Origin of the sequence: Streptomyces sp. NPDC013187 (genome assembly GCF_042899705.1) — a bacterium.
In the GTDB taxonomy this organism is placed as follows: domain Bacteria; phylum Actinomycetota; class Actinomycetes; order Streptomycetales; family Streptomycetaceae; genus Streptomyces; species Streptomyces hawaiiensis_A.
Map to the genome: position 1 here is coordinate 164,910 of NZ_JBIBAF010000003.1, position 24,974 is coordinate 189,883.

Consider the following 24,974-nt stretch of genomic DNA (forward strand, 5'->3'; position numbering starts at 1 on the left):
AAGACTTGGCTACTTGCGGGTTTCGTCTGACTCGCGCCTCTGACGCCGCGTCAAATATGGGAGGACCGGGCCGCCGGGGCTCGCAGCACCGGCCACAACCGGAGGAGCAGGTCCTGGTTCAGGTGGCGGGGTGCCGTTTCCCTTCGCAGGGTGCGCGCCGGGCAGTTCTGGCGCTCATGTGACGCTCGCTCTGATGGCGTCAGGTCGTGAACGTGCGATGCACTGCCGCCGGCTCGGGGAGCCGCCCTGGTCGAGGACCGCCGCGATGCCAGCACAGGTGTGAGCCGAACCGAGCGGTGGGGCCCGACCGGTGTGAGCCGAACCGAGCGGTGGGGCCCGACCGGCGTGCGCCGGTCGGGCCCCACCGCGTGCCGTGTCTCGCTGGGTCAGTGGCCGGAGTAGCTGAAGTCGCCCACGGTCCAGGCGCTGACGTCCTCGATCGCAACGCGGTACATCCCGCCTGTCTCCGGGATCCCCACCGCACCCTGCAGGATCCGGGCGACGTGGAAATGCAGATGCGTGGGCGGCCCGTCCTTCTTGGCGGGGATCTCGAAGACGGCGGAGAACTCGGCCAGGTCGGCGGAGTCCGTCAGTACCTCGGACACCCTCTGCCTCCACATGGTTTCCGGAGCCAGCCGACCGGTGATGACAGCACCACTGGTGACCACCGTCAGGGACATCTGATTGCTCTGTCCGGACTCCACAAGGGCGGCTATCGCAACGAGCAGCTCGTCAGGCTTCTGCATGGACCGGATTCTATGCAACAGCCCGCCCGGGCGGCTTGGACGGTGGCGCAACCGGGCGTCGGCAACGGCCGCGCGGAAGGGGGCGGTGCTTGCCGGAGGGGGCTGAGAGGCGGCCCCGGCATCGCAGATCGGCTCAGCGGGAGATCTCGTCATCGGACGCAGCAAATCTATGCTTGCCGGAGTAGACATTCGGCGTTGCGGTGATTATGGTTTCTCTCGTAGCCGAGATCCAACAGGGCCCGGCAGACACGAACTGCCGGGCAGTGGTTCATGTACGACGGTGCGGTGGTGGAGTTTCGAAGCCAGGTGGTACGACGGCGACGGGACTGACGACCGGACCGGGTGGCCCGAAGTGACGAGGGGCCGCCATCAGCAGGACCGCAGTTGATGCGGTGCAGTACCAGTAGTACGCAGTCCCTGTTTGCAAGTGATTGGTTCCGAGGGAAGAACGGAGGAGTCGAGCACCATCAGGATCGCCCGGGCAGAAAACCCGAGCCCGGGTACCGCAGGACATCGATAGGTAGGTGGTCTCCGGTCACGCATTCGCGATCCCCGCACCCCCGTCGGAATATCAGGCGGCTGTGCGGAAACAGAAGGCCGGCGCAGCACTAGGGCCGGCAGATGGTGTTGCAGTTCCTTCGGGGCCTTGGTGCCAAACGGCACCAAGGCCCCTCGACGCGTTCCACAGAGAGGTGAGATGACAGCAGACGAGTCGCTGAGCCGTCTCGACGACGACGACTACCCCGCCTACACGACGGGCCGGGCCGCCGAGCTGCTCGGTACCACTCCCGGCTTTCTCCGCGCCATCGGCGAAGCGCGACTGATCACACCACTGCGCTCCAAGGGCGGTCACCGCCGTTACTCCCGCTACCAGCTGCGCATCGCGGCCCGCGCGCGTGAGCTCGTCGACCAGGGCACCCCGATCGAGGCCGCATGCCGGATCGTCATTCTCGAAGACCAGCTCGAAGAAGCCCAGCGCATCAACGCCGAATACCGCCGCACCGGTGGATCGTCCGGTCCGTCGGCCGCAGCCTGAGGTGAGCGGGCCCGCCGGTATCGCCGAACTGTCACAGCCGCGCGTGGCCGGGCTGCGGCGCGCAGTGATGATCCTCGTCGTGAGCGGCGGGAGCACCCTGCCGAAGCAGTGAGCGGGGCTCACGGCCGACCCACCGAAGGCGGTACCGCCATGACCCCTTCCTGTCCGGCCGCCGGCGTCGTCCCGTCGTCCCGGAGCAGCCGCTGCCGGTGCCGAGCTCCGTCGGGCGGAGAGATCACACAGGCGATGGATCATCTCGTTCTGTCTCCGGGTACCGTCAGGGTATGAGTCATCCGCACCCCGAACTGAAAGCCGCCCCACCCCTTCCCGAAGGAGGGCTGCGGGTCATCGCCCTGGGCGGCCTGGGTGAGATCGGCCGCAACATGACCGTCTTCGAGCACGCCGGCAAGCTGCTCATCGTCGACTGCGGCGTGCTGTTCCCCGAGGAGACCCAGCCCGGCGTGGACGTGATCCTGCCGGACTTCACATCGATCCGGGACCGGCTGGACGACATCGTGGCCGTGGTCCTCACCCACGGCCACGAGGACCACATCGGCGGCGTGCCGTACCTGCTGCGCGAGCGGTCCGACATCCCCGTCGTCGGCTCCAAGCTGACGCTGGCGTTTCTGGAGGCCAAGCTCAAGGAACACGGCATCCGGCCGCGCACGGTGCGGGTGCGGGAGAGTGACCGGCGCGGCTTCGGGCCCTTCGACTGCGAGTTCGTGGCGGTCAACCACTCCATCCCGGACAGCCTCGCGGTCGCGATCCGCACCCGGGCCGGCATGGTGCTGCACACCGGCGACTTCAAGATGGACCAGTTCCCTCTCGATGACCGCATCACCGATCTGCGCGCTTTCGCCCGGCTCGGCGAGGAGGGCGTGGACCTGTTCCTCACCGACTCCACCAATGCCGAGGTGCCGGGCTTCACCACCTCCGAGCGCGAGCTGAACCCGGCGATCGAGCAGGTGATGCGCACCGCGCCGCGGCGGGTCATCGTCTCCAGCTTCGCCAGCCATGTGCACCGCATCCAGCAGGTTCTGGACGCCGCCCACCAGCACGGCCGCAAGGTCGCCTTCGTCGGCCGGTCGATGGTCCGCAACATGGGCATCGCACGTGACCTGGGCTATCTGAAGGTCCCGTCCGGTCTGGTCGTCAGCACGAAGGAGCTGGAGAAGCTCCCGGACCACAAGGTCACTCTGGTGTGCACCGGCTCCCAGGGCGAACCGATGGCCGCGCTGTCACGCATGGCCAACCGCGACCACATGATCCGCATCGGCAAGGGCGACACCGTCCTGCTCGCCAGCTCCCTCATCCCCGGCAACGAGAACGCCATCTACCGGGTGATCAACGGACTCACCCGGTGGGGCGCCCACGTCGTCCACAAGGGCAACGCCAAGGTGCACGTCTCCGGGCACGCCAGCGCCGGCGAACTCGTCTACTGCTACAACATCGTCAAACCCCGCAACGTCATGCCCGTGCACGGCGAATGGCGCCACCTGCGGGCCAACGCCGACCTCGCCATCCGTACCGGCGTCGACCCCGACCGGGTCGTCATCGCCGAGGACGGCGTCGTCGTCGACCTGGTCGAAGGGCGCGCGTCCATCACGGGCAAGGTCCCCGCCGGCAACGTCTACGTGGACGGCATGGAAGTCGGCGGCGCCACCGAAGCGTCCCTCAAGGACCGCCTCACCCTCGCAGAGGAAGGCGTGGTCACGGTGGTGGCGATCGTCGACGCGGACACCGGCGCCCTCGCCGAGGCCCCCGACTTCCTGGCCCGCGGCTTCGTCCACGACGACACCACCTTCGAACCGGTCGTCCCCGTCATCGAGAAGACTCTGGCCACCGCGGCCGAGGAAGGCGTGGGGGACGCCCGCCAACTCGAACAGCTCCTCGCCCGCGCTGTGGCGAACTGGGCGTTCCGCACCCACCGCCGCAGGCCCCTCATCATCCCCGTCATCATCGACGCCTGAGCCGCAGCCCGGCATGCGTCCGGGGCGGCCTGGTGGCGGGAGCGCTGCGCCGGGCGTCCCGCAGCCGCTCCAGCAGCCGACCTGCCGCCCGAGCCGCGACAGGACGGCCGCGGGGTGGCTCGCCATGCGCGTCTTCCCGCGCGGTTCAACGGCGTCAGCGCCGGTGCCGTTCCGCCGCCCGTCTCCATCGCCGGCCCGTTCGTCGAGGAAGTCGCGCGGGACGACATCGATGTACCGGTCATTGCCAAGCGCCTGTCGGTCTGGTTCCCGGTTTTCTGACGCCCGACGTCGTGAGGCCGGGGGGGCGGAACACACCGTGAAACGCTGCGATGAGGACGGATTCCAGCGCCTCCACGGGGAAGTGGAGACCAGCATCCGAGCCGAGCAGCCGTTCGCGCCTCCGCGGTCTGATCGTTTTCGGTCAGGGTGCCGGTTCCGCGTCCGCCCGCCGGGCGGTGGGCATCGTTGATCCGGCCCCGGGGGCCATCGTTTTCCGGCTGGTCCCCCCTTGCTGCCCGGGGCCGGTGAGCCCGCCGAACGAGGCGGTTGTCCGGTATGGCTTGATCGGATCACCTGTGCGATAGCGAATCGGCCATCCGTGCGGGCGGGGCGGCCGGATCGCGAGGCGGGATCCGGCCACTACAGGTACGGGGAGTTTCACGGTTACCCGATGTAATGGGCAACGGATTCTCGGAAGCGGTATTCCACCCCGGATTACTCGGTGCGAATTCGCGCAACTGATCCCTTGTACAATCCACGAAAAGGAAAGAGGATTCCCCGATTCCGTGCCGTCGAAGCCCCTGACCTCAGGGACGGCTGGAAAACGCCAGCGAACCGGCCCAGCCGCTCAGGTATTGTCGTCCAGGCGCTCCGGTGAGGACGGTGGGTGGAGTTCTGGGGGGGACATCCGTGGGCGAGCGGCTCGGTTTCAAGGTCCTGGGGCCCCTGTCGGTGGCGGCGAACGGCCGTGCGCTCCCCGTCGGCGGTGCGCGCCAGCGAACCGTCCTCGCTCTGCTGCTGCTCAACCCTGGCCGGATCGTGCCGGTCGACACCCTCGTCGAGGGTGTCTGGAACAGCGGCCCGCCCGCCACCGCCCGCACCCAGATCGCGATCGTGATCGCCGCCCTGCGCAAGACCTTCAAGGCGGAGGGCGTCACCGAGGACATCATCGTCACCGCCCACCCCGGATACCTCCTCAGATCCGAGGGCCACGCGGTCGACTCGGTGGACTTCGCCCGGCTGGTCAAGGACGCCGAGACGGCCGTGGAGCAGGGCCGGTACGCCGACGCGGCCGACAGCTACGCCCAGGCCCTCGCCCTGTGGACGGGCCCCGCCTTCGCCGGCATCGCCAGCCCGGTGGTGGAGGACGAGGCCGCCCGGCTCGAAGGACACCGCCTCAACGCCTACGACGACGCCACCGCCGTCCTGCTGGAACTCGGCAGCCACCAGGACCTCGTGCCGGAGCTGGCGGCAGTCGTGCGGGAGCACCCGCTGCGCGAGCGCACCCGGCACCATCTGATGCTCGCGCAGTACCGGTCCGGGCGGCGGGCCGAGGCGATGGGCACCTTCCGGGAGGCGCGCGCCCAGTTCATCGAGGAACTCGGCATGGAGCCGGGCCCCGACCTCCAGGAACTGCACGACGCGATCCTGCGCGACGACCCCTCCCTCGCCCCCGCGCCGCCGGTCGTCACCACCGACGCGCTGCGCTCCGACTCCGTCATCGTCCCTTCCGAACTCCCGCCGGACGTGCCCGGCTTCACCGGCCGTGAGCCCGAACTGGCGGTACTGGACCTGCTGGTGGCCGACCGGGACCGGCAACAGGGACCCGCCTTCGGGCTGATCACCGGCATCGCGGGCGTCGGCAAGACCGGCCTCGCGGTCCGCTGGGCCCACCGGGCCGCCGCCCACTTCCCGGACGGACGGCTCTTCGCCGACCTGCGCGGTTACGACGAGGAGCACGAGCCGACCGTCGCCGCCGACGTCATCAGCCGCTTCCTGCGCTCGCTGGGCGTGCCCAGCGACCAGATACCGCCGGAGACGGAGGCGCTCGTCGCGCTGTACCGCAGCGTGCTCGCCGAGCGGCAGGTGCTCGTCGTCCTGGACAACGTCCGCTCCTATGCACAGCTGCGCACCCTGCTGCCCGGCAGCGGGCGCTGTGCCGTGCTGGTCACCAGCCGGGACCAGCTGGAGGAACTGGTCACCTGGCCGCAGGAAGCCCGGGTGCACCTCGGCGTGCTGCCCGAGCCGGAGGCCGTGGAACTGCTCGGCCGGATCGTCGGCACCGAACGCATCGCCTCCGCCCGCGCCGACACCGTACGGCTGGCCGAGCTGTGCGACCGGCTGCCGCTGGCACTGCGCATCGCCGCCGCCCGGCTCGCCTCCAAACCGCACTGGACCGTACGGCACCTGGTGACCCGGCTCAACGACGAGGCACGCCGGCTCGACGAGCTGAGCCAGGGCGCTTCCCGGGTGCGTGCCAGCTTCGCGCTGTCGTACCGCTATCTGCCCCAGGACGCGGCGCTGCTCTACCGGCGGCTCGGCCTGCTCGACGTGCCGGACTTCGCGGCCTGGGTCGGCGGCGCGCTGCTCGACATCGACGTGCTGGACGCCGAGCGGCTCATGGAGGACCTCGTCGACGCCCAGTTCCTTGAGGTCGTCGGCGTCGACGCGACCGGCCGGCTGCGCTACCGGCTGCAGAACCTGATGCGCCTCTACGCTCGCGAGCGGGCCTACGCCGAGGAGCCGCCGGACGCCCAGCGGGCCGCCCGCGAACGCGCTTTCCGCACCTGGCTGACGATCGCGGAGGAGGCCCACCGGCGGGAGTACGGCGGCCATTTCAGCGTCGTGCACAGCGAGGTGTCGCGCCGGCCGGTCGACCCCGTCCTCCTCGACGAACTCCTCGACTCGCCGCTGGAGTGGCTGGAGGCGGAACGCCTGCCGCTGGTCGCCGCGGTCGAGCAGACGGCCGCCCTGGGCATGGCCGACCTCGCCTGGGACCTCACGGTGTCGGCGGCGGTGCTCTTCGAGACCCGGCACTACCTGGACGACTGGCGGATCTGCTCCGAGGCGGCGCTGGCCGCCGCCCGCAGGACGGGCAACCTGCGCGGGCAGGCCGCCATGCTCCACCAGCTCGGCGGCGTCGCCCAGTCCTACCGCCGGCTGGAGGAGGCGCACGCCCGCTACAGCGAGGCGCTGGAGCTGTTCGAGCGGGCCGGCGAGGAACACGGGCAGGCGCTGAACCTGCGCAACCTGTCGATCCTGGACCGGTTCCGCGGCAACCTGGACGTCGCCATGGAACGGCTGCGGACGGCCCGGGACATCCTGCGCCGGGTCGGCGACACCTCCTCCGAGGCGCACACGCTCGACAACATGGCGCAGATCGAACTGGACCGCGGCGCCACCGAGCCGGCGATGAAACTGAGTCTCGAAGCGGTGCAGCTCATGGAGTCGATCGGCGGCGGCAGCCGGCGCGGCGCCGCCCAGACCCTGCACCGGCTGGGGCGGGTGCATCTGGCCCGGTCGGACTTCGACCTGGCGGAAAAGGCGTTCCAGCAGGTGGTCGCGCTGGTCACCGACAAGTCCGACCGGGTGGGGCTCGCCTACGCCCTGCTGGGGCTCGGGGAGAGCCGCCTGGGCGCGGACGAGGTGGAGGCCGCCGCGGCCACGCTGACCGAGGCGCTGGAGATCGTCGAACACATCGACTCCCCCCTCGTCGACGGCCGGATCAACCTCGCCCTCGGCGACACGCTGCGCCGCCTGGGCCGCCATGACGCGGCGCGGGAACGGCTGACCGCCGCCCAGGACGTCTTCGTACGCGCCGACGCCCCGCAGTGGCGCGCGGAGGCGGAACGCGCCCTGGCCCGCCTGGAGAACGAGGACGGCTGACGCCGGGCGGCAGCGGGGCGCGAAGAACCGGGGAGACCGGGTCCCCCCAAGTGCCGTTGTAGACGAGCGATACCCCGCCGATAAGCGGGCTGCCTACGTTCGGCCGGTACCACTGTCAGCCGAAACGTGGAGTACACGATGCCGCCTGCCGCCAAGGCGCCCACCTTCGCCGTGATCTCCGGGGCCCAGGTCCACCGGGTCCTGGCGGGCCGGCACCAGGAGGTGGTGCGTCTGATCGAAACGGCGTACCGCGTCCACGGTGCCGGGGACACCGTCAATCCGCCGTCCTATTTCCTGCGCTTCCCCGACCGGCCGGCCTCCCGCATCATCGCGCTCCCCGCGTCGATCGGCGGCGGGATCGGCGTGGACGGCCTGAAATGGATCTCCAGCTTCCCCGACAACGTGGCGGCGGGCCTCCCGCGCGCCTCCGCCGTGCTCATCCTCAACGACCCGGACACCGGCTATCCGCTGGCCTGCCTGGAGAGTTCGATCATCAGCGCGGCTCGTACGGCCGCCTCCGCGGCGCTGGCCGCCGAGACCCTAGGCCGGGCCCGGGGAGACCGGCCGCGCCGTGTCGGCTTCTTCGGCACCGGTCTCATCGCCCGGTACATCCACCAGTATCTGGCGGGCACCGGCTGGGAATTCGACGAGATCGGCGTGCACGACCTGTCGGCGGAGCACGCCGCCGGGTTCGCCGGACACCTCGAGCGCTCCGGGGCCGGGGGCCGGGTCACCGTGCACGAGGCGGCCGAGGACCTCGTCCGCGGCAGCGACCTCGTCGTCTTCGCCACCGTCGCCGGCACCCCGCACGTCACCGACCCCGGCTGGTTCGGTCACCACCCGCTGGTGCTGCACGTGTCGCTGCGCGACCTGGCGCCCGAGGTGATCCTCTCCGGCGCCAACTACGTCGACGACGTCGAGCACTGCCTGAAGGCCGACACCTCCCCGCACCTGGCCGAACGGCTCAGCGGCGGGCGGGACTTCATCGACGGCACCCTCTACGAGGTACTGACCGGCGCGGCCGGTGTGCCCGCCGACCGGCCCGTGTTCTTCTCGCCGTTCGGACTCGGCGTCCTCGACCTCGCCGTCGGCAAGCACGTCTACGACCGTCTGCTCGACTCCGGTGAACTCGCCGTCGAGCAGGACTTCTTCCACGAGCTGCGCCGCTACGGCTGACCATCGCCCGCCACCCTTCGAGGATGGGGTTTCACCTGTGACCACACTGCTCGACTCACCGCCCCGAGCGGCCGGCGCACCACGCCGGTCCCTCACCGTCCGCGTCGACGAGACCGTCCTGCCCCCGCACGACCCGCTGGACCTGTACACGGCCCTGCGCACCCCCGCCGGCGACGAGGTGTTCCTGCTGGAGAGCCTCGCCGCCCCCGAGGAGGACGGCAACGGCGCCGTCGTCGGCCACGGCCGGCTCGCCGAACTCCAGGTGCACGCCGACCGCGTCACCGTCGACGGAGCCCCCGCCGTCACCGGGGCCCTGCGCGCCGCAGCCGCCGATCTGGGGCTGGCCGAACTGCCGGACGGGGGCCACGCCCTGGCCGACGCCGACCAGGTGTGGGAGCTGCTGCGGGCCGCCCAGCGGGCGTTCACCGTGGAGACCTCGGCGCCCGCGGACGGATACGCCTTCGGGTTCCTGGCCACCGTCGGCTACGGCGCCGCCTGGCACATGGAACGGCTGCCCGAGCGCACCGCCGACGGCGGCCCCGACCTCGTCCTGACCCTCTTCCGCGAGGTCGTGCGCTACGACCTCGACGCGGGCACCGCCCGGCTGCTCACCGCCCACTGCCCGGACTTCCCGCCCGCCGCGGTCCCCGGCCTCGTCGCCACCGTCGCCGCCGGGCTCCGTTCCGCGCCCGAGCCCGCCCCGCTGCCCGCGGCGCCCACCCCGCGCACGGTCCGTGACAGCACCGATGAGCGGACCTTCCTCGCCCATGTGGAACGCTGCCTGGCGCACATCGGCGTCGGGGACATCTACCAGATCCAGATCGGTCACCGCATCGACGTGGACACCGAGCTGACGCCGCTGGACGTCTACCGGCGGTTGCGGCACCGCAACCCGTCGCCGTACATGTACCTCGTCCCGCGCGACGGCTCCACGCTCATCGGCGCCAGCCCCGAGGTGCTGTTCCGCACCGAGGGCGACCGGATCGTCATGCGGCCCATCGCCGGCACCACCCCGCGCAGTGGCGACCCGGCGGTCGACGGGCCGCGCATCGAGGCACTGAAGGCCAGCGAAAAGGAACGTGCCGAGCACGTCATGCTGGTCGACCTGTGCCGCAACGACATCGGGCGGGTCAGTGCGCCGGGCACCTTGGACGTGCAGCGGCTGATGACCGTGGAGACGTACTCGCACGTCTTCCACCTGGTCTCCACCGTCGAAGGGGTCCTCGCGCCCGGTGAGGACACCTGGTCCGTGCTGCGCGCCACCTTCCCGGCCGGCACGGTCACCGGCGCCCCGAAGATCCGGGCCATGGAGATCATCGAGGAGTTGGAGAGCGAGCCCCGGCGGATGTACGCGGGCGCGGTCGGCCTGGTCGACGTGCGCGGCTGGTCCCGGCTCGCCCTGTGTATCCGCACCATCACGCACGACGGGACGGCGTACTCCACCCAGAGCTGCGCCGGCATCGTCGCCGACTCCGAGCCGCTCGCCGAGTGGCACGAGACGCTGCACAAGATGGGCGCCGCCTATTGGGCGCTGACCGGTGAGGAGCTGCTGCCGTGAAGGTCCTGCTCGTCGACGCCTACGACAGCTTCACCCACATCATCGACCAGTACCTGCGCACGCTGGGCGCCGAGACCGACGTGGTGCGGTCGGGAACCCGCACCCCGGCGCAGCTCGCGGCCCGGGGAGCGGAGGCGGTGGTGCTGGGGCCCGGGCCGGGCCATCCGGCCGACTCCGGGCACGTGGAGCTGGTGCACACCTTCGCCGGGCGGGTGCCGCTGCTCGGCATCTGCCTCGGCCACCAGGCGATCGGCCTCGCCTACGGGGCGCGGATCACCGTCGCCGCCCGGCTCAAGCACGGCAAGACCAGCCCCGTCGGGCACGACGGCGCCGGGGTCTTCACCGGCCTCGACGACGAGGTGACCGCCACCCGGTACCACTCGCTCGTCGTCGAGGAGCCGCTGCCGCGGGAGCTGACCGTGACGGCACGGGCCGCCGACGACGGCTGTGTCATGGGCCTGCGTCACCGCGCGCTGGCGGTGGAAGGGGTGCAGTTCCATCCCGAGTCCATCACCACGGTGGGAGGGATGCGGTTGCTGGAGAATTTCATGCTGCTGTCCTCACGGGCCGCCGTTCCGGTTGCCTGAGGAATTGCAATTTTCTCGCGTATCGCCCGTGCGGGCCGTGGGCAGGGCCTCCGCAACCCCCGCACAACCCCTGGAATCTATGGGTCCGAATTTCCCGTTAACCCGGTGTGACCTGCGAGTATATCGCCGTTATTGCTCCAGCAGTGATCGCCGAAGCACCTGCGATAATCAACTAAAGCCGTAGCTCCGTAATTTTCTCGGTGTCGGGACGGAACAGGTCGGACCGAAACCAAGAGAAAACAATGACGGGGAGACGGAAATGCAGCTCACGCAGATCAAGAAGTCGGGAATCCAGGCCCTCGTCGTCGCCGCCTTCACGGCCGGCGCCCTGTTCACCAGCGCGGCGGTGGCCGACCAGGCGCACGCTGCTGAGAACAGCGTGGTGGCCGTCACCGAGGAGGTCGACCCGTGGAGCAACGGGGGTGCCCGTGGTGAGGGTGTGGACCCGTGGAGCGGCGTGGCCGCCGGTGGCGATGTGGATCCCTGGAGCGGCGTGGCCGCCGGTGGCGAAGTGGACCCGTGGAGCGGCGTGGCCGCCGGTGGCGAAGTGGACCCGTGGAGCGGCGTGGCCGCCGGTGGCGATGTGGATCCCTGGAGCTGACGCCCGCGCGGCACTGGTCCCGTACCGGATGACTGAAGGAGAACCGGAGTGAACGCAAGGACCGCATCGGGTGGGCCGCAACGGTCCTGGCCCGGGCTGCTCGGCTCCGTCCTGAACGGTCGCGACCTGTCCGAGCCGGACACCGCGTGGGTGATGGACCAGGTGATGCGGGGCAACGCCTCCGACGCCCTGATCGCCGGCTTCCTGGTGGCGCTGCGCGCCAAGGGGGAGACGACCGGCGAACTGGAGGGGCTGGTGCGGGGCATGATGGCGCACGCAGTACGCATCGACGTGCCGGGGAGGACCGTCGATGTGGTGGGCACCGGAGGGGACGGGGCGAAGACCGTCAACATCTCCACGATGTCCGCGGTCGTGGCGGCGGGCGCGGGGGCGCGCGTCGTCAAACACGGCAACCGCGCCTCCAGTTCCGCATCGGGCTCGGCCGACGTGCTGGAGAAGCTCGGGGTGTGCCTGCGGCTGCCGCCGGGACAGGTGGCGGCACTGGCGGAGGAGGTCGGGATCACGTTCTGCTTCGCCCCCGACTTCCATCCGGCGATGCGGCACGCGGCGGTCGCCCGGCGCGCGCTCGGCATCCCCACCGTCTTCAACGCCCTCGGGCCGCTGACCAACCCCGCGGCCCCCGCGAGTCAGGCGGTCGGCGTCGCCGACGCGCGGCTGCTGCCGCTCGTCGCCGGGGTGCTGGCGCGCCGGGGGGTCGACGCGCTGGTGTTCCGCGGCGACGACGGGCTGGACGAACTGACCGTCACCACCACCTCCACCGTCCTCACGGTCGAAGGCGGCACGGTCCGCCAGGAGTCGTTCGACCCACGGGCCCTCGGTTTCGGGTACGCCCCGGTCGAGGCACTGCGCGGGGCGGACGCCGGATACAACGCGGACGTGGCGCGGCGGGTCCTCGGCGGTGAGCGGGGGCCGGTGCGGGACGCCGTCCTGCTGTCGGCCGCCGCGGCCCTGGCCGCGCTGGAGCCGGCCGGCGGACGGGCTGTCACCGAACGCCTCGCCCCGGCCGTCGGCCGGGCCGCCGAGGCGATCGACTCGGGCGCAGCCCGGTCCACGCTCGAACGCTGGGCCGTGGCCAGCAGCGCCTACGCCCTGACACCGGCGGCCTGACCATGGGCATCCGTACGACCGCGACGCCCCCGGGTCCCACCGTCACGGCGGGGACCGGGGGCGCGGGACCCGGGCGGGGTGCGGAGTCCGGGCGGGGTGCGGGGCCGCGGGTCCGGACCGGCGTGCGGCGGGGGCCGTGGCGCGCGTCCGGGCGACCTGCACGGGCCCGGGCCGGAGCGGCCGGGGCGGCGTGGAAGGCGGCCTCGTGCGGAGGCGGGCCGGAGCGGCAGAGTCGGCGTGGTGGGCGGCCCCGCATGGGTCCGGCCCGGGGTGGCGTGTCGTGCGGACCCTCCTGCGGCGGGCTGTGTCACGCGGCGGTGACCGGCTGGGGGGCGGGGGCGGACGGTTCCGGGGCCGGTGCGCGGCGGAACCAGGTGAGGGCGGGGGAGGTCATGGCCGTGGTGATCAGGGCCATGAGGACCAGGATGGTGAACAGGTCCGGGCCGATGACGCCCATTTCCAGGCCGAGGTTGAGGACGACGAGCTCGGTCAGGCCGCGGCAGTTCATCAGCGCGCCGACCGACATCGCGTCCCGCCAGGACTGGCCCGACAGCCGTGCCGCCGCCGTACTGCCGCCGAACTTGCCGAGCACGGCCACCGCCAGGACCGCGCCGGCCCACAGCCACTGGGCGGCGTCACCGGTGAGCAGCGAGACATCGGTGCGCAATCCGGTGCTGACGAAGAACAGCGGCAGCAGCACCGGGACGGTGAACGCCCGCAGCCGGGCGGCGGACAGCTCGACCACCTGGGAACCGCGCGGCATCACCACGCCGAAGAGGAACGCGCCGAACAATGCGTGGATGCCTATGCCGTCCGTGACGAAGGCCGACACGCACAGGCCGGCGAAGACGAACACCAGGACCGAACTCTCCGCGACCTTGCCGGCCTGCCGGGTCAGCCGGGCCAGCACCGGCCGGGCCAGGTACATCATGCAGGCCACGAAGACCAGTGACCAGGCGGCCGTGACGGCCGCCTGCTCCATCGAACCGCTGGTGCTGACCGCCGCGACCAGCGCCAGCAGGCACCACGCGCTGACGTCGTCCACGGCCGCGCACGCCATCGCCAGCGACCCGAGGGGAGTGGTGTAGAGGCCGCGGTCGGTGAGGATCCGGGCCAGCACCGGGAACGCGGTGATGCTCATCGCGACGGCGACGAACAGGACGAACGGCAGCCGGTCGACCCCGGCCGGAGCGAACGGGCCGTACATCCCGAGCGCCAGCAGCGCGCCCAGCAGGAGGGGCAGCGCGATGCCGACGTAGGAGACGGTGACCGCCGTACGGCTGTGGCCGCGCAGGGCCGACAGGTCCAGCTCCAGGCCGACCAGGAACATGAAGGCGAGCAGGCCGAGATTGCCCAGCACCAGCAGGTGCGGGAGGATCTCCGCCGGGAACAGCCAGTGCTGGGCGGCGGGGGAGACCCAGCCGAGCAGCGACGGGCCGAGCAGGATGCCGAGGGTGATCTCGCCGATGACCGGGGGCTGCCCGATCCGGCGGAAGAGCAGCGCGCCGATGCGGCACACGCCGATCACCACGGGAACGGCGACGAGCAGGCCGGGCAGCGGGTCAGGAGCCGACACGGGCTTCTCCTTCCAGGGGTGAGGGCACGGCGAGCGCGGGCAGGGCGCGGGCCGGCGGGGGCCCGGCCTCCGGCGCCGGGGCCGACGCGGCCGCCGACCAGCGGGCGTAGCGGCGTCTGCCGTAGAGGAGCGGTGATCTGCCGTCGGTGTGGGTGACGCGGGTGACCCGGCCGAAGACGGCCGTGTGGTCGCCGATCTCCACGGCGTGCACCACCGTGCAGTCCGCGACGGCGAGCGCGGCCTCCGTCAGGTGCGGCCCCGCGGCACCCAGCGGGAGCCGCCACTCGGCGTGCGCGAACCGGTCGGTGCTGCCCGAGGCGAACAGGTCGGAGACGGTCCGCGCATCCTCGTGCAGCAGGTTCAGGGCGAAGTGCCCGCTGTCCAGGGCGGCGCGCAGGGTAGGGCCGGCGGTGCGCAGGCAGACCACCAGGGTCGCCGGGTCCAGCGCCACACTCGCCAGCGAGCTGCACGTCATCCCGCGCGGGGCGGAGTCGGTGCCGAGCGCGGTCACCACGCCGACCCCGGAGGGGAAGGACGCCATCAGAGGGCGTATGTCGGTGGAGTTGGGCGCGGCGTCCGGTGCGGCGTCCGGTGCCGCCGAAGGGGTCGAAGTGGTCGAGGGGGGCGAAGTGGTCGAGTGGGTGCTCGTGGTCGTCTCAGCTGTACCAGTCATGCGGTCGGCTCCTGTCGGAAGCAGGATCGGGCCCGGAATCGGGACAGGGATCTGGACGGTGCGGGTCTGCCCGGCGGACTGCGGGGGTTCAGTGCCGCCGGGCTGATCCGTGACCGGGGCGGCGCGGACTACTTGCCGTGCAGGCGGCGCAGGTAGTCGTAGGCGCTGGGCAGGGTGTCGAGCAGGTGCTGCTGCTCCTGCTTGACCTTGTCGAACAGCGGCTGGGCGCCCGCGACCGACTCCGGCTTGTGCGCGAGCGCGGGCAGCGGCGTGTCCGGCTCCAGGCCGAGGCCGGCGAAGATGCAGTAATAGCTGCCGTTGGTCCAGAAGTTGCGGAACTCCGCCTCGAAGTTCCCGTAGTACGTGGACTCGTCGGCGATCGGCGAATTGATCGGGAGCCCCGCCTTGTACGCCTCGATCTTCCGCTGGATGTTCTCCGGCAGCTTCAGCTCTTTCTGGGCCCGCCAGAACGGCGAGTCGTCGCGCGGCGCGTAGTAGAAATGCGCCTGGATGAAGTCACGGGTGTCGTCGAACATCACCTCGATCTCCTGGTTGAAGCTGTCCACCAGGGCCGGGTTGAAGGTGCGGTCGGGGAAGTGCTTGGCGAGCTGGTAGATCGCGGCGGTGATGAAGTAGATGCCGGTCGACTCCAGCGGCTCCAGGAAGCACGAGGAAAGGCCGATGCTCACCACGTTGTTGACCCAGGCACGGCGGTTGCGGCCGACCCGGAAACGGACGTGATTGAACTGCGTCTCCGCGGGGTCGAGCCCCCACATCTCACAGAACTCCGCGGTCGCCTCATCCTGCGAGGTGAATCTGCTGGAATAGACGTAACCGGACCCGAAACGGCCCAGCATCGGGATCTTCCAGGCCCAGCCGGAGGACATCGCGATGGCCGAGGTGTACGGCTCGACCCCGTTCGCCTCGTCGTCGTGCGGCACGGCGGTGGCCACCGCGCTGTCGCACATCAGGTGGTCGCTCATGTCGACGAACGGCTCGCCCAGCGCCTTGTTGATCAGCAGTCCGCGGAAGCCCGAGCAGTCGACGAACAGGTCGGCGTCGAGCACCCGGCCGGACTTGGTGTGCAGGGCCGTGACGTAGCCGCGCCCGTCCTGCTCGACCCGCACCATCTCGTCCTGGACGTGCTCCACGCCCTGCTTGTCGGTGGCGAAGCGGCGCAGGAAGTCGGCGACCAGGGCGGCGTCGAAGTGCCAGGCGTACCGGGTGGACTCGGTGCCGTCGAGCCACTTCGGTGACTTCATCGCGTCCATCACCGGCGGCTCGCGGAAGCAGGCGTAGTCGAACGGCTCGTCGGTGCGGCCCTCGTGCCTGTTCTTGTACCAGTAGTGGGACAGCGGCGTGTTGTCGTGGTCGGGCAGGATGCCGAACGGGTGGTAGAAGTGGTCCGGCCGGCCGCTGTCCAGCGTGCGCGCCCCGGGCTCGCCGCGGCCGGGGGTGCGCCAGTTGACGAAGCGCACGGCCATCTTGAAGCTGGCGTTGCACTCGCGCATCCACTCCTCCTCGGGTATGCCGAGGTAGTCGAAGAGCACGCGGTGCAGATTCGGCACGGTGGCCTCCCCCACGCCGATCCGGGGAATGGCCGGGGCCTCCAGTACCTGGATGTCGACGGTGCCCTGGAGCGCCTTGCCGAGATACGCGGCGGTCATCCAGCCGGCCGTGCCGCCGCCGAGGATGACGACTTTGCGGATGCGGGAGTCGGTATCGGTCGTACCGATGTCGGTCATAGGAAAGCTCATTTCTCCGGTCGGGTGCGTCTGTGCGCCGTTGTGTGCAGTGCCTTTTCATGCTGTCGAGTGCGTTTACACGCCAGAATCGGCTGGCCCGCTATGCGGCATCTATAGGTGGCCGGAATTGCCGCTTGAGCAGGTTCGTATGGGTGAGGTATAGGCGGCTCGGTGATTCTCGGGTGGTGTCGAAAACCGCCCCGCAACTCCCAGCAGAGGATGGCTGCATCAGATGCCGTACGAAGACGGGAATGCCGCTGCCCAGGGACCGGGCGGACTTCCCGGCATGCCGCTTGCCGAACTCCGTGGAATCCTCGCCGTGGTGGGGAACACTCCGCTCATAGAGCTGGAACGGCTCGCACCGGACCTACCGGTACGGCTGTTCGCCAAGGCCGAGCGGTTCAATCCCGGCGGCAGCGTCAAGGACCGGTCGGCGCTCTCGATGGTGCTGAACCGGATCCGCTCCGGGGAACTCGTGCCCGGTCGTTCCACCGTGATCGAGTCCAGTTCCGGAAACCTCGCGATCGGACTCGCTCAGATCTGTGCGTACTTCGGACTGCGCTTCGTCTGCGTGGTCGACGCGCGCACCACCCAGCAGAACCTCGCGATCCTGCGGGCCTACGGCGCCCGGGTCGAGGTCGTCACCGACCCCGACCCGGTCACCGGAGAGCTGCTGCCCATGCGGCTGCGCAGGGTGGCGGAACTGCTGGCCTCGACACCCGACTCGTACTGGCCCGACCAGTACGCCAACCCGCTCAACCGGCAGGCGCATCTGACCACGATGCGCGAGATCGCCGAGGCGCTGGACGGCAAGGTCGACCACCTGATCCTGGCGGCCGGCACCGGCGGCACCCTGGGTGGTTGCGCCGAGTACATCCGGAAGAGCGGCCTGACGACGACCGTGCACGCGGTGGACGCCGTCGGCAGCGTGCTCTTCGGCCGGAGCGCCGGCTGCACCCGGCTGGTGCCGGGCCACGGCGCGTCGATCCGGCCCAAGCTGCTTCGACCCTCGGACGCCGACCACGTCGTCCACGTCACCGACCTGGACTGTGTGGTGGGGTGCCGTCGGCTCGTACGGCGCGAGGCGATCCTTGCGGGCGGCTCCTCGGGAGCCGTGGTCTCCGCGCTGGACCGCATCGCACCGGGCCTCGAACCCGGCTCCAACGTCGTGCTGATCCTGCCCGACGGCGGAGACCGCTACCTCGACACGATCTACGACGACACCTGGGTGCGCCGGCACTTCGGCGAGGTCGCGGAGCTGTCGCAGGACGCTGACCTGCCACCCCAACTCATCACGGAGTCACAGGAGTTGGCGGATATAGGGCACCGATAGCGGGCCCCGCCACCATGAACGCATCCCCCACACCACCACCCGAGGCCCGCGTGGCCGACACCGATGCACGGAGGCATCCAATGACCACTCAGCTCCCTGCCCTCGACGACGGGCAGAAGGCGGAGATCAAGGAGATCGTCTGCGACATCCTCGAGCTGGAACTCGACGAGGTCACCGACGTCAGCCTGTTCAAGGAGGAGCACGACGCCGACTCGCTGCGCACCATCGAGATCCTCTCCTCCCTGGAGCGGACCTTCGGCATCGCCCTGACGCAGTCGGAGCTCAGCCGGATGGTCAACCTCGCCGGCGTCTACGCCGTGGTCGCCGAGGCGCAGGTCAAGTGAGCGGGGTCGCGACGCCGGGCCGCGGCGGGCGCGGCGCCCGGCACCGGGTGGTCGTCACCGGCCTCGGCGTGGTGACGAGCATCGGTACCGGTGTCGACGCCTTCGCCGCCGGCCTGCGGGCCGGCCGCAGCGGCGCGAAACCGATCGGTGCCTTCGACACCACCGGCTTCGCGTACTCCAACGCCTGCGAGATCACCGACTTCGACCCGGCGGCCTGGCTGACCGCCCAGTCCCCGGACGACCTGGGCCGGGCCGCGCAGTTCGCGGTCGCCGCCAGCCGGATGGCGGTCGCCGACGCGGGACTGACCGCACAGCAGGTGCGCGACGTGCGCTCGCTGGTCTCGGTCGGCACCACCGACGGCGAGTCCCGCGACCTCGACCACCTCACCGCGCTCCAGGTCGCCGAGGGCGAGGACGCCCTCGACGAGGCGGCGGCCCGCCGGGTGTGGCCCGGCCGGCTGTCGGCCGGCATCGTCCGCGAACTCGGCCTGGAGGACGTGGAGACCGTCACGGTGCCCACCGCCTGCGCGGCCGGCAACTACGCGGTCGGCTACGGCTACGACGCGATCAGCTCCGGAGACGTCGAGATGGCGCTGTGCGGCGGCGCGGACGCGCTGTGCCGCAAGACCTTCACCGGCTTCTACCGGCTCGGCACCATCGCGCCCGACGTGTGCCGCCCCTTCGACGCCGACCGGCAGGGCATCCTGACCGGCGAGGGCTCCGGCATCCTGCTGATGGAGTCTCTGGAGTCCGCGCTCGCCCGCGGCGCCCGGATCTACGCCGAGGTACTCGGCTACGGCCTGTCGTGCGACGCCAGCCACCCGGTCGCCCCCGACCGGGACTCCATCGCCCGCTGCATCACCGCGGCGCACCGCAATGCCGGCATCGAGGCCACGGACGTCGACTTCATCTCCGCGCACGGCACCGGCACCAGGGCCAACGACGTGACCGAGGTCGGCGCGATCCGGCAGGTGTTCGGCGACACCCTGCCGCGCACGGTCTCCATCAAGTCGATGATCGGCCACACCATGGGCGCCGCCAGCGCCCTCGCCTCCGCGGCCTGCGCGCTGGCACTGCGGGACGGCTTCATCCCCCCGACGATCAACCACCGCTCGACCGACCCCGAGTGCGCGGTCGACTGCGTGCCCAACGAGGCGGTCGAGGCGGAGCTGAGGGTCGTGCAGAACAACGGGCTCGCCTTCGGCGGCAACAACGCCGTCCTGGTGCTCGGCAAGTGGGAGCAGGCGGCGTGAGAGCCGACGGCCGCGATCGTGAGAGGAGTTGACGAGCATGGCGCTCCAGGCGAACACAGCCGCGCCCCGGCTGGCGATATCCGGCTGGGCCGTGTCCTCGCCGTACGGACTGGGCAGGAAGGGCTTCACCGAGGGCCTCAGGTCCGGGCTGCGGGCGGTCGCGCCGGTGGACGCGGCCACCTGGCCGGTCCCCTACCCGGAGGCGGGGCTGATCCCCGGCTTCGACGTCAGGGCCGTCCTCGGCCGCAAGGGCACCCGTTCCATGGACCGGGTCACCGGCATCGCGGCCACCACGGTCGGCATGCTCCTCGACGAGTACGGCACCCGGCTCGCCGCCGACCCGGAGCGCACCGGCCTGGTGCTCGGCACCTCCGGCAGCGTCCAGTCGATCATGGATTTCACCCGGGACGCGCTCACCGGCGACAAGCCCTACCTCGTGGACCCGGCGCGCTTCCCCAACACCGTCATGAACTGCCCCGCCGGTGCCAGTGCCATCCGGCACACCCTCAAGGGCCCCAACGTCACCGTCTCCGGCGGCGCCACCACCGCCCTGCTCGCCCTCCAGTACGCCTCCCGGTTGCTGCGGGGCGGCCACGGCACGGCGCTGCTGGCCGGCGCGGCCGAGGAGTTCTCCGTACAGCGGGCCCGGCTGGAACGGGTCGCCGATCACGACGGCGCCGAACCGCAGCCGCTCGGCGAGGGCGCCGCGCTCTTCCTCCTGGAGGAGGCGTCGGCCGCCCGCGAGGGAGGCCGGCCCGTGCTCGCCTCGGTTCTCGGCTCCCGGTTCCGCGCCTTCCAGGACAAGGGCCGGGCCGGAGCGGCGCTGGAACGCTGTGTCGCCGACGTGCTGGCCGACGCGGACGCCGCCCCCGGCGACGTCGAACTGATCGTGCCCGGCAACCCGCCCGGGCTGCTCGGCAAGCAGGAGGAGTCCGCCCTCGACGGGCTGACCGGCAACCGGCTCCCGGTGCGCTCCCTGGTCGGCGACGCCGGCGCGGCCTCCGCCGCCTTCCAGCTGGCCGCCGCGCTGGCCGAGGCGGAGAGCGAACCGAGCCTGGTGGACCGGCTCGCCCTGATCACCGCGGCCGACCGCGACGGCACCGTCGGCGCGCTGCTGCTGCGGCTGGCCTGAGACATCCCGCGGCCCCCCGTCCCGTCACCGAGGAAAGAGGCACGTCACATGTCCGACACACCGAGGCCGGTCGCCCTGGTCACCGGCGGTTCGCGCGGGATCGGGCGGGCCGTCGTGGAGACCCTCGCCCGCGACGGCCATGACGTCGCGCTGTGCTACCAGTCCAACGAGGAGGCGGCCGCGCTCGCCGCCAAGTCCGCCGCCGCGCACGGCGCCCGCACCCTCGCCCGCCGCGTCGACGTGACGGACCGGGCCGCCGTGGCCGCGTTCGCGGCCGAGACCGAGGAACTGCTCGGACCGGTGGACGTGGTGGTCACCGCGGCCGGGATCGTCCGCGACCAGCACCTGGCGATGATGGCCGACGAGGACTGGGACGCCGTGCTGCGCACCAACCTCGACGGCACCTACAACGTCGTCCGCACGCTCGCCTTCCCCATGCTCAAGCGCCGCCGCGGCACCGTCGTCACGCTCTCCTCGGTCGCCGCCGCGGGACACGCCACGCAGACCAACTACTCCGCGTCCAAGGCCGGGATCATCGGCTTCACCGCGGCCTTCGCCAAGGAGGCCGGACGCTCCGGCATCCGCGCCAACGCCGTCGCCCCGGGCTTCATCAGCACCGACATGACCGGCGGCCTCTCCGAGAAGCACGCCAAGGAGATGACCCGCCGCATCCCGCTGGGCCGCTTCGGCGAGCCCCAGGAGGTCGCGGAACTGGTGTCCTTCCTGGCCGGCGACCGCGCCTCCTACATCACCGGACAGGTCTTCGCCGTCGACGGCGGACTGGTCGTCTGAGAACCCATCCGCCCAAGGGAGTCAGCCATGCCACGCGCCGCCCGGCCGCCGCGCTTCTACTTCAACCTGCGCAGCCCCTACAACTTCTTCGCGCTGCGAGAGCTGCGTGAGAACCACCCCGGCCTGCTCGACCGGCTGGAGTGGCGGCCCTTCTGGGAGCCGGACGAGATCAGCCGGAAGCTGCTGGCCGAGGCGGGGGCCGAGTTCCCTTACGTCCCGATGTCCCGGGCCAAGCAGTTCTACATCCTGCGGGACGTGCGCCGGCTCGCCGCGGCCCGCGGGCTCACCCTGACCTGGCCGGTGGACGCCGACCCGTGGTGGGAGCCCGCGCACCTGACGTGGTTCCTCGCCGAGCGCCGGGGCCTGGGCCGGGCGTGGGTGGAGCGGGCGTGCCGGGCCCGCTGGCTGGAGGGCCGTGACCTCTGCGACCCGGCCACCGTGCGTGAACTGGCCGTCTCCATCGGCCTGGACGCCGAGGAGGCGGGCGCCGTCACCGACGACCCCGAGATCCGGGCGCAGGGCGCCAAGGCCCTGGTGGACGTGGACCGCGACGGCGTGTTCGGGGTGCCGTACTTCATCCACGGCTCGGAGCCCTTCTGGGGCCTGGACCGGGTCGCCGACTTCGCGGCGACCTTCCCCGAGCACGCCCCGGGCCCCGTCGCGGAGACCCCCGCGCCCGCCGAGCCCGGCATCGCCCTCGTCGGCGGCCCCGCCTCCGACCTGAGCCACGCGGGAGGCTGCGGATGAACTCCGCCGTGCGAGCCCTGCCTCTGACCTCGATCCAGGAGGCGATGTGGACCGCGTACCGCATCGCCCCGGACAGTGCCGCCTACAACATCGTGATGCCGCTGCGGCTGAGCGGCCGGGTCGACCCAGCCGCCATGGACGCCGCCGTCACCTCCGTCGGCGAACGCCAGGAACTGCTGCGCTCCGTCTTCGCCGAACACGGCGGACGCCCGGTCCGCATCGCCTCGGACACACCCGTCGTACGGCTGGAACTGCGGGACCTCGACGGAATCGACGAGGCCGGGCTGCTGCGTGCCGTCGAGGAGGCCGGGGCCCGGCCGTTCCGCCTGGAGTCGGGGACCTTCCGGGTGGTGCTGCTGCGCCGTGCCGACGACGACTGGGCGCTCGTCACCTCCGCCCACCACATCGTCAGCGACTTCACCTCCCGCTGGCTGCTGGTCCGTGACGTCCTCGTCGCCTACGCGGCCCACGCCGCCGGCACCGCCCCCGACTGGCGCCCGCTGAAGGGCACGTACACCGAGCACGCGGCGGCGGAGCTGGCCCACACCGCCTCCGAGGCCGGGTTGCGGGCCGCCGCCGCCTGGCGGGAGTCGGTCGCCGGATCGGCCCCGGCCGAACTGCCGCTGGACCGGCCGCGCCCCCGGGTGCGCTCGCTGCGCGGCGACACCGTCGTCCGGCGGCTCGCCCCCGAGGCCGCCGACGGGATCGGCGGGGCGGCGAGCGCGGCGGGCGTGACACCCTTCGCGTACCTGCTCGCCGTGTTCCAGTCGCTGACCCACCGCTGGACCGGGCAGGACGACTTCCTGCTCGGGGTGCCCGCCTCCAGCCGCTCCGGCCGCGGTCAGCGGGACGTGATCGGCTGCTTCCTCAACACCATCCCGGTGCGAGCCGAGTTCGGGCCCGGCGTCACCTTCCGGGACGCCGCCGCGCAGGCCGGCGAGCGGATCATGCGGGGCATGCTGGGCGTGCGCTACCCGTGCGGCCTGGCCTTCCCGCAGGCCACCCTGTTCCGCGCCGCGCTGTTCCTGGTCCACATGGACCGCATGGAACCGCCGGTGCCCAACGTGCCGCCGGGCCAGGCGGTGGGCCGTGCCGTCCCGTACGCCGGTCTCGACATCGCCCTGATCGACGTGCCGCAGCAGGAGGGGCAGTTGGACCTGCTGCTGCGCATCGAGCAGACCCCCGAGGGCGTGACCGCGGTCTTCTCCTACGACACCGACGTCCTGGACCGGACGACCGTCGAGCGGTTCGCGGACGGCTACGAGCGGATGCTCACGGCCGCCGTACGGGACCCGGACGCCCGGATCACCGATGTCGAACTGGCCGCCGACGCCGACCTGGACGCCGTGCTCGCCCTCGGCTCCGGCGAGACCGGCGCCTTCGACGACTTCAACTCCTTCAACTCCTTCGACTCCTTCGAGAAGGCATGGGACCACCGATGACCACCACCACGATCGCGGTGATCGGCGCGGGCATCGGCGGACTCGCCGCCGCCGCCGCCCTGCACCGCCGCGGCATCGACGTCCACGTCTACGAGCGGGGCGACACCCTGCGCGAACAGGGCGTCGGCATGCACCTCGGCCCCAACGGCACCCGGCTGCTGACCCGCATGGGCCTGGCCGGACAGCTCGCCCGCAAGGCGGTGCGGCCCGAGGCGCTGGAGGTCCGCGCCTTCCACGACGGCTCCACGGTGGCGCGCCAGGAGATGGGCGCGGCCTGGGAGGAGCGGTTCGGGGCCCCCTACCTGACAGTGCACCGCGGCGACCTGCACCGGATGCTGGCCTCGCTGCTGCCCGCCGAGCGCGTGCACACCGGGCGCGAGCTGACCGGCTACGAGGAGAGCGCCAAGGGCGTCACGCTCCGGTTCGCGGGCGGCACGGTCACCCGGGCCTCCGCGCTGATCGGCGCGGACGGCGTGCACTCCCTGGTCCGCCGTCGGCCGGCCGGGCCCGAGCGGCCCGTGTACTCCGGCAACTGCGCGCTGCGGGGTCTGGTCGACGCGGCCGCGCTGCCGGACCTCGACCCCGCGCTGATGTACATGTTCGCGGGCCCCGCCGGGCGCGTACTGCTCTACCCGGTCAGCGGCGGACGGCAGTTCACCTACGTCGCCGTCACCCCGGCCCCCGAGGGGCCCGACGAGTCCTGGACCAGCGCGGCCGGGCCCGCCGACCTCGACGCGGCGCTGGCCGGATGGGCGCCGCAGGTGCGGGCCCTGGTCGGCGCGGCACGGGACGTGCGCCGCTGGGCGCTGTACGACCGGGCGCCGCTGGAGCGGTGGAGCACCGCCCGCACCACGCTGCTCGGCGACGCGGCCCACCCGATGCTCCCGCACCACGGTCAGGGAGCCAACCAGGCCATCGAGGACGGGGTGGCACTCGCGATCTGCCTCAAGGAGGAGGCATCGGGAGCAGCGGGCATCGCCGCCGCGCTCCGCCGCTACGAAGCGACCCGCCGGCCGCACACGACCCGTGTGCAGCTGGGTTCACGGGACGGACGGCCCACCACTACAGAGAAGAGGAATTCCTCCATGAACACCAACCTCGGCAACACCGGTTCGAACAACAACCGCAACGTCAACAACCAGGCCGCCGACGTGGCGTGGATCCTCGCGAACGACGTCGAGGCCAACCTGAACGACAACCACGTCGCCAACACCCTGCACAGCAACGCCGCCTGATCGCTGACCAGCGAC

General features: G+C 71.6%; 20 protein-coding genes and 1 pseudogene. 17 read left to right on the forward strand and 4 right to left on the reverse strand.

All coding sequences use genetic code 11. The annotated features are described in order from the left end of the window. Positions 1 to 386: 386 nt before the first annotated feature. Complete coding sequence (locus ACFY5B_RS06745) at positions 387 to 746, reverse strand: hypothetical protein (protein WP_389965483.1); 360 nt, start codon at positions 744 to 746, stop codon at positions 387 to 389. Between the two features lie 697 nt (positions 747 to 1,443). Here ACFY5B_RS06745 and ACFY5B_RS06750 point away from each other — a divergent pair. The 9 genes and pseudogenes from ACFY5B_RS06750 to trpD all read left to right on the forward strand — a co-directional run bounded on the left by ACFY5B_RS06750 (position 1,444) and on the right by trpD (position 12,687). Next, positions 1,444 to 1,782: a MerR family transcriptional regulator gene (locus ACFY5B_RS06750; protein ID WP_389965485.1), complete on the forward strand. Its 339-nt coding sequence runs from the start codon at positions 1,444 to 1,446 to the stop codon at positions 1,780 to 1,782. Between the two features lie 284 nt (positions 1,783 to 2,066). Further along, positions 2,067 to 3,752, forward strand: coding sequence for a ribonuclease J (locus ACFY5B_RS06755; protein ID WP_389965488.1), 1,686 nt, complete (start codon positions 2,067 to 2,069; stop codon positions 3,750 to 3,752). A 100-nt stretch (positions 3,753 to 3,852) separates the two neighbouring features. Next, positions 3,853 to 4,031: pseudogene (locus ACFY5B_RS06760) on the forward strand (toxin); the annotation flags it as partial. A 630-nt stretch (positions 4,032 to 4,661) separates the two neighbouring features. Further along, complete coding sequence (locus ACFY5B_RS06765; protein WP_389965491.1) at positions 4,662 to 7,637, forward strand: BTAD domain-containing putative transcriptional regulator; 2,976 nt, start codon at positions 4,662 to 4,664, stop codon at positions 7,635 to 7,637. 138 nt (positions 7,638 to 7,775) lie between these two features. Then, positions 7,776 to 8,813: a 2,3-diaminopropionate biosynthesis protein SbnB gene (gene sbnB / locus ACFY5B_RS06770; RefSeq protein WP_389965493.1), complete on the forward strand. Its 1,038-nt coding sequence runs from the start codon at positions 7,776 to 7,778 to the stop codon at positions 8,811 to 8,813. 37 nt (positions 8,814 to 8,850) lie between these two features. Further along, on the forward strand, positions 8,851 to 10,371 hold the full coding sequence (locus tag ACFY5B_RS06775) for an anthranilate synthase component I family protein (protein WP_389965496.1): 1,521 nt from the start codon (positions 8,851 to 8,853) through the stop codon (positions 10,369 to 10,371). Continuing rightward, positions 10,368 to 10,958 carry an anthranilate synthase component II gene (locus ACFY5B_RS06780; protein WP_389965499.1) on the forward strand — a complete coding sequence of 197 codons (591 nt, stop codon included), beginning with the start codon at positions 10,368 to 10,370 and terminating at the stop codon, positions 10,956 to 10,958. Before ACFY5B_RS06775 ends, ACFY5B_RS06780 begins: the two co-directional genes overlap by 4 nt. 259 nt (positions 10,959 to 11,217) lie before the next feature. Beyond that, positions 11,218 to 11,559 (forward strand): hypothetical protein, encoded by a 342-nt coding sequence (locus ACFY5B_RS06785; RefSeq protein ID WP_389965502.1) that lies wholly within the window; start codon positions 11,218 to 11,220, stop codon positions 11,557 to 11,559. Between the two features lie 48 nt (positions 11,560 to 11,607). Next, entirely contained in the window at positions 11,608 to 12,687 is a 1,080-nt protein-coding gene (gene trpD, locus ACFY5B_RS06790) for an anthranilate phosphoribosyltransferase (RefSeq protein WP_389965505.1), read from the forward strand. A gap of 307 nt (positions 12,688 to 12,994) precedes the next feature. Here trpD and ACFY5B_RS06795 read toward each other — a convergent pair whose 3' ends face one another. From ACFY5B_RS06795 to ACFY5B_RS06805, 3 genes are all read right to left on the reverse strand, one after another. Further along, positions 12,995 to 14,263, reverse strand: a complete 1,269-nt coding sequence (locus ACFY5B_RS06795; RefSeq protein ID WP_389965508.1) for a cation:proton antiporter — start codon at positions 14,261 to 14,263, stop codon at positions 12,995 to 12,997. Then, positions 14,250 to 14,936, reverse strand: coding sequence for a flavin reductase family protein (locus ACFY5B_RS06800; RefSeq protein ID WP_389965511.1), 687 nt, complete (start codon positions 14,934 to 14,936; stop codon positions 14,250 to 14,252). Before ACFY5B_RS06800 ends, ACFY5B_RS06795 begins: the two co-directional genes overlap by 14 nt. Before the next feature lie 128 nt (positions 14,937 to 15,064). Next, positions 15,065 to 16,681, reverse strand: coding sequence for a tryptophan halogenase family protein (locus tag ACFY5B_RS06805; RefSeq protein ID WP_389965514.1), 1,617 nt, complete (start codon positions 16,679 to 16,681; stop codon positions 15,065 to 15,067). A 286-nt stretch (positions 16,682 to 16,967) separates the two neighbouring features. Here ACFY5B_RS06805 and sbnA point away from each other — a divergent pair, with 286 nt between their 5' ends. The 8 genes from sbnA (at position 16,968) to ACFY5B_RS06845 (ending at position 24,959) form a co-directional block, all read left to right on the forward strand. Further along, complete coding sequence (gene sbnA, locus ACFY5B_RS06810) at positions 16,968 to 18,014, forward strand: 2,3-diaminopropionate biosynthesis protein SbnA (RefSeq protein WP_389966442.1); 1,047 nt, start codon at positions 16,968 to 16,970, stop codon at positions 18,012 to 18,014. A gap of 80 nt (positions 18,015 to 18,094) precedes the next feature. After that, positions 18,095 to 18,358, forward strand: a complete 264-nt coding sequence (locus tag ACFY5B_RS06815) for an acyl carrier protein (protein ID WP_389965517.1) — start codon at positions 18,095 to 18,097, stop codon at positions 18,356 to 18,358. Beyond that, positions 18,355 to 19,611, forward strand: coding sequence for a beta-ketoacyl-[acyl-carrier-protein] synthase family protein (locus ACFY5B_RS06820; protein WP_389965520.1), 1,257 nt, complete (start codon positions 18,355 to 18,357; stop codon positions 19,609 to 19,611). The genes ACFY5B_RS06815 and ACFY5B_RS06820 overlap by 4 nt, the downstream gene beginning before the upstream one ends. 37 nt (positions 19,612 to 19,648) lie before the next feature. Continuing rightward, positions 19,649 to 20,743: a beta-ketoacyl synthase N-terminal-like domain-containing protein gene (locus ACFY5B_RS06825; protein WP_389965522.1), complete on the forward strand. Its 1,095-nt coding sequence runs from the start codon at positions 19,649 to 19,651 to the stop codon at positions 20,741 to 20,743. Between the two features lie 48 nt (positions 20,744 to 20,791). Further along, complete coding sequence (gene fabG / locus ACFY5B_RS06830) at positions 20,792 to 21,535, forward strand: 3-oxoacyl-ACP reductase FabG (RefSeq protein WP_389965525.1); 744 nt, start codon at positions 20,792 to 20,794, stop codon at positions 21,533 to 21,535. A 27-nt stretch (positions 21,536 to 21,562) separates the two neighbouring features. Continuing rightward, positions 21,563 to 22,282, forward strand: coding sequence for a 2-hydroxychromene-2-carboxylate isomerase (locus ACFY5B_RS06835; protein ID WP_389965527.1), 720 nt, complete (start codon positions 21,563 to 21,565; stop codon positions 22,280 to 22,282). After that, entirely contained in the window at positions 22,279 to 23,724 is a 1,446-nt protein-coding gene (locus ACFY5B_RS06840; RefSeq protein WP_389965530.1) for a condensation domain-containing protein, read from the forward strand. Before ACFY5B_RS06835 ends, ACFY5B_RS06840 begins: the two co-directional genes overlap by 4 nt. Continuing rightward, positions 23,721 to 24,959, forward strand: a complete 1,239-nt coding sequence (locus ACFY5B_RS06845; protein ID WP_389965533.1) for an FAD-dependent monooxygenase — start codon at positions 23,721 to 23,723, stop codon at positions 24,957 to 24,959. Before ACFY5B_RS06840 ends, ACFY5B_RS06845 begins: the two co-directional genes overlap by 4 nt. The last annotated feature ends 15 nt before the right edge of the window (positions 24,960 to 24,974 follow it).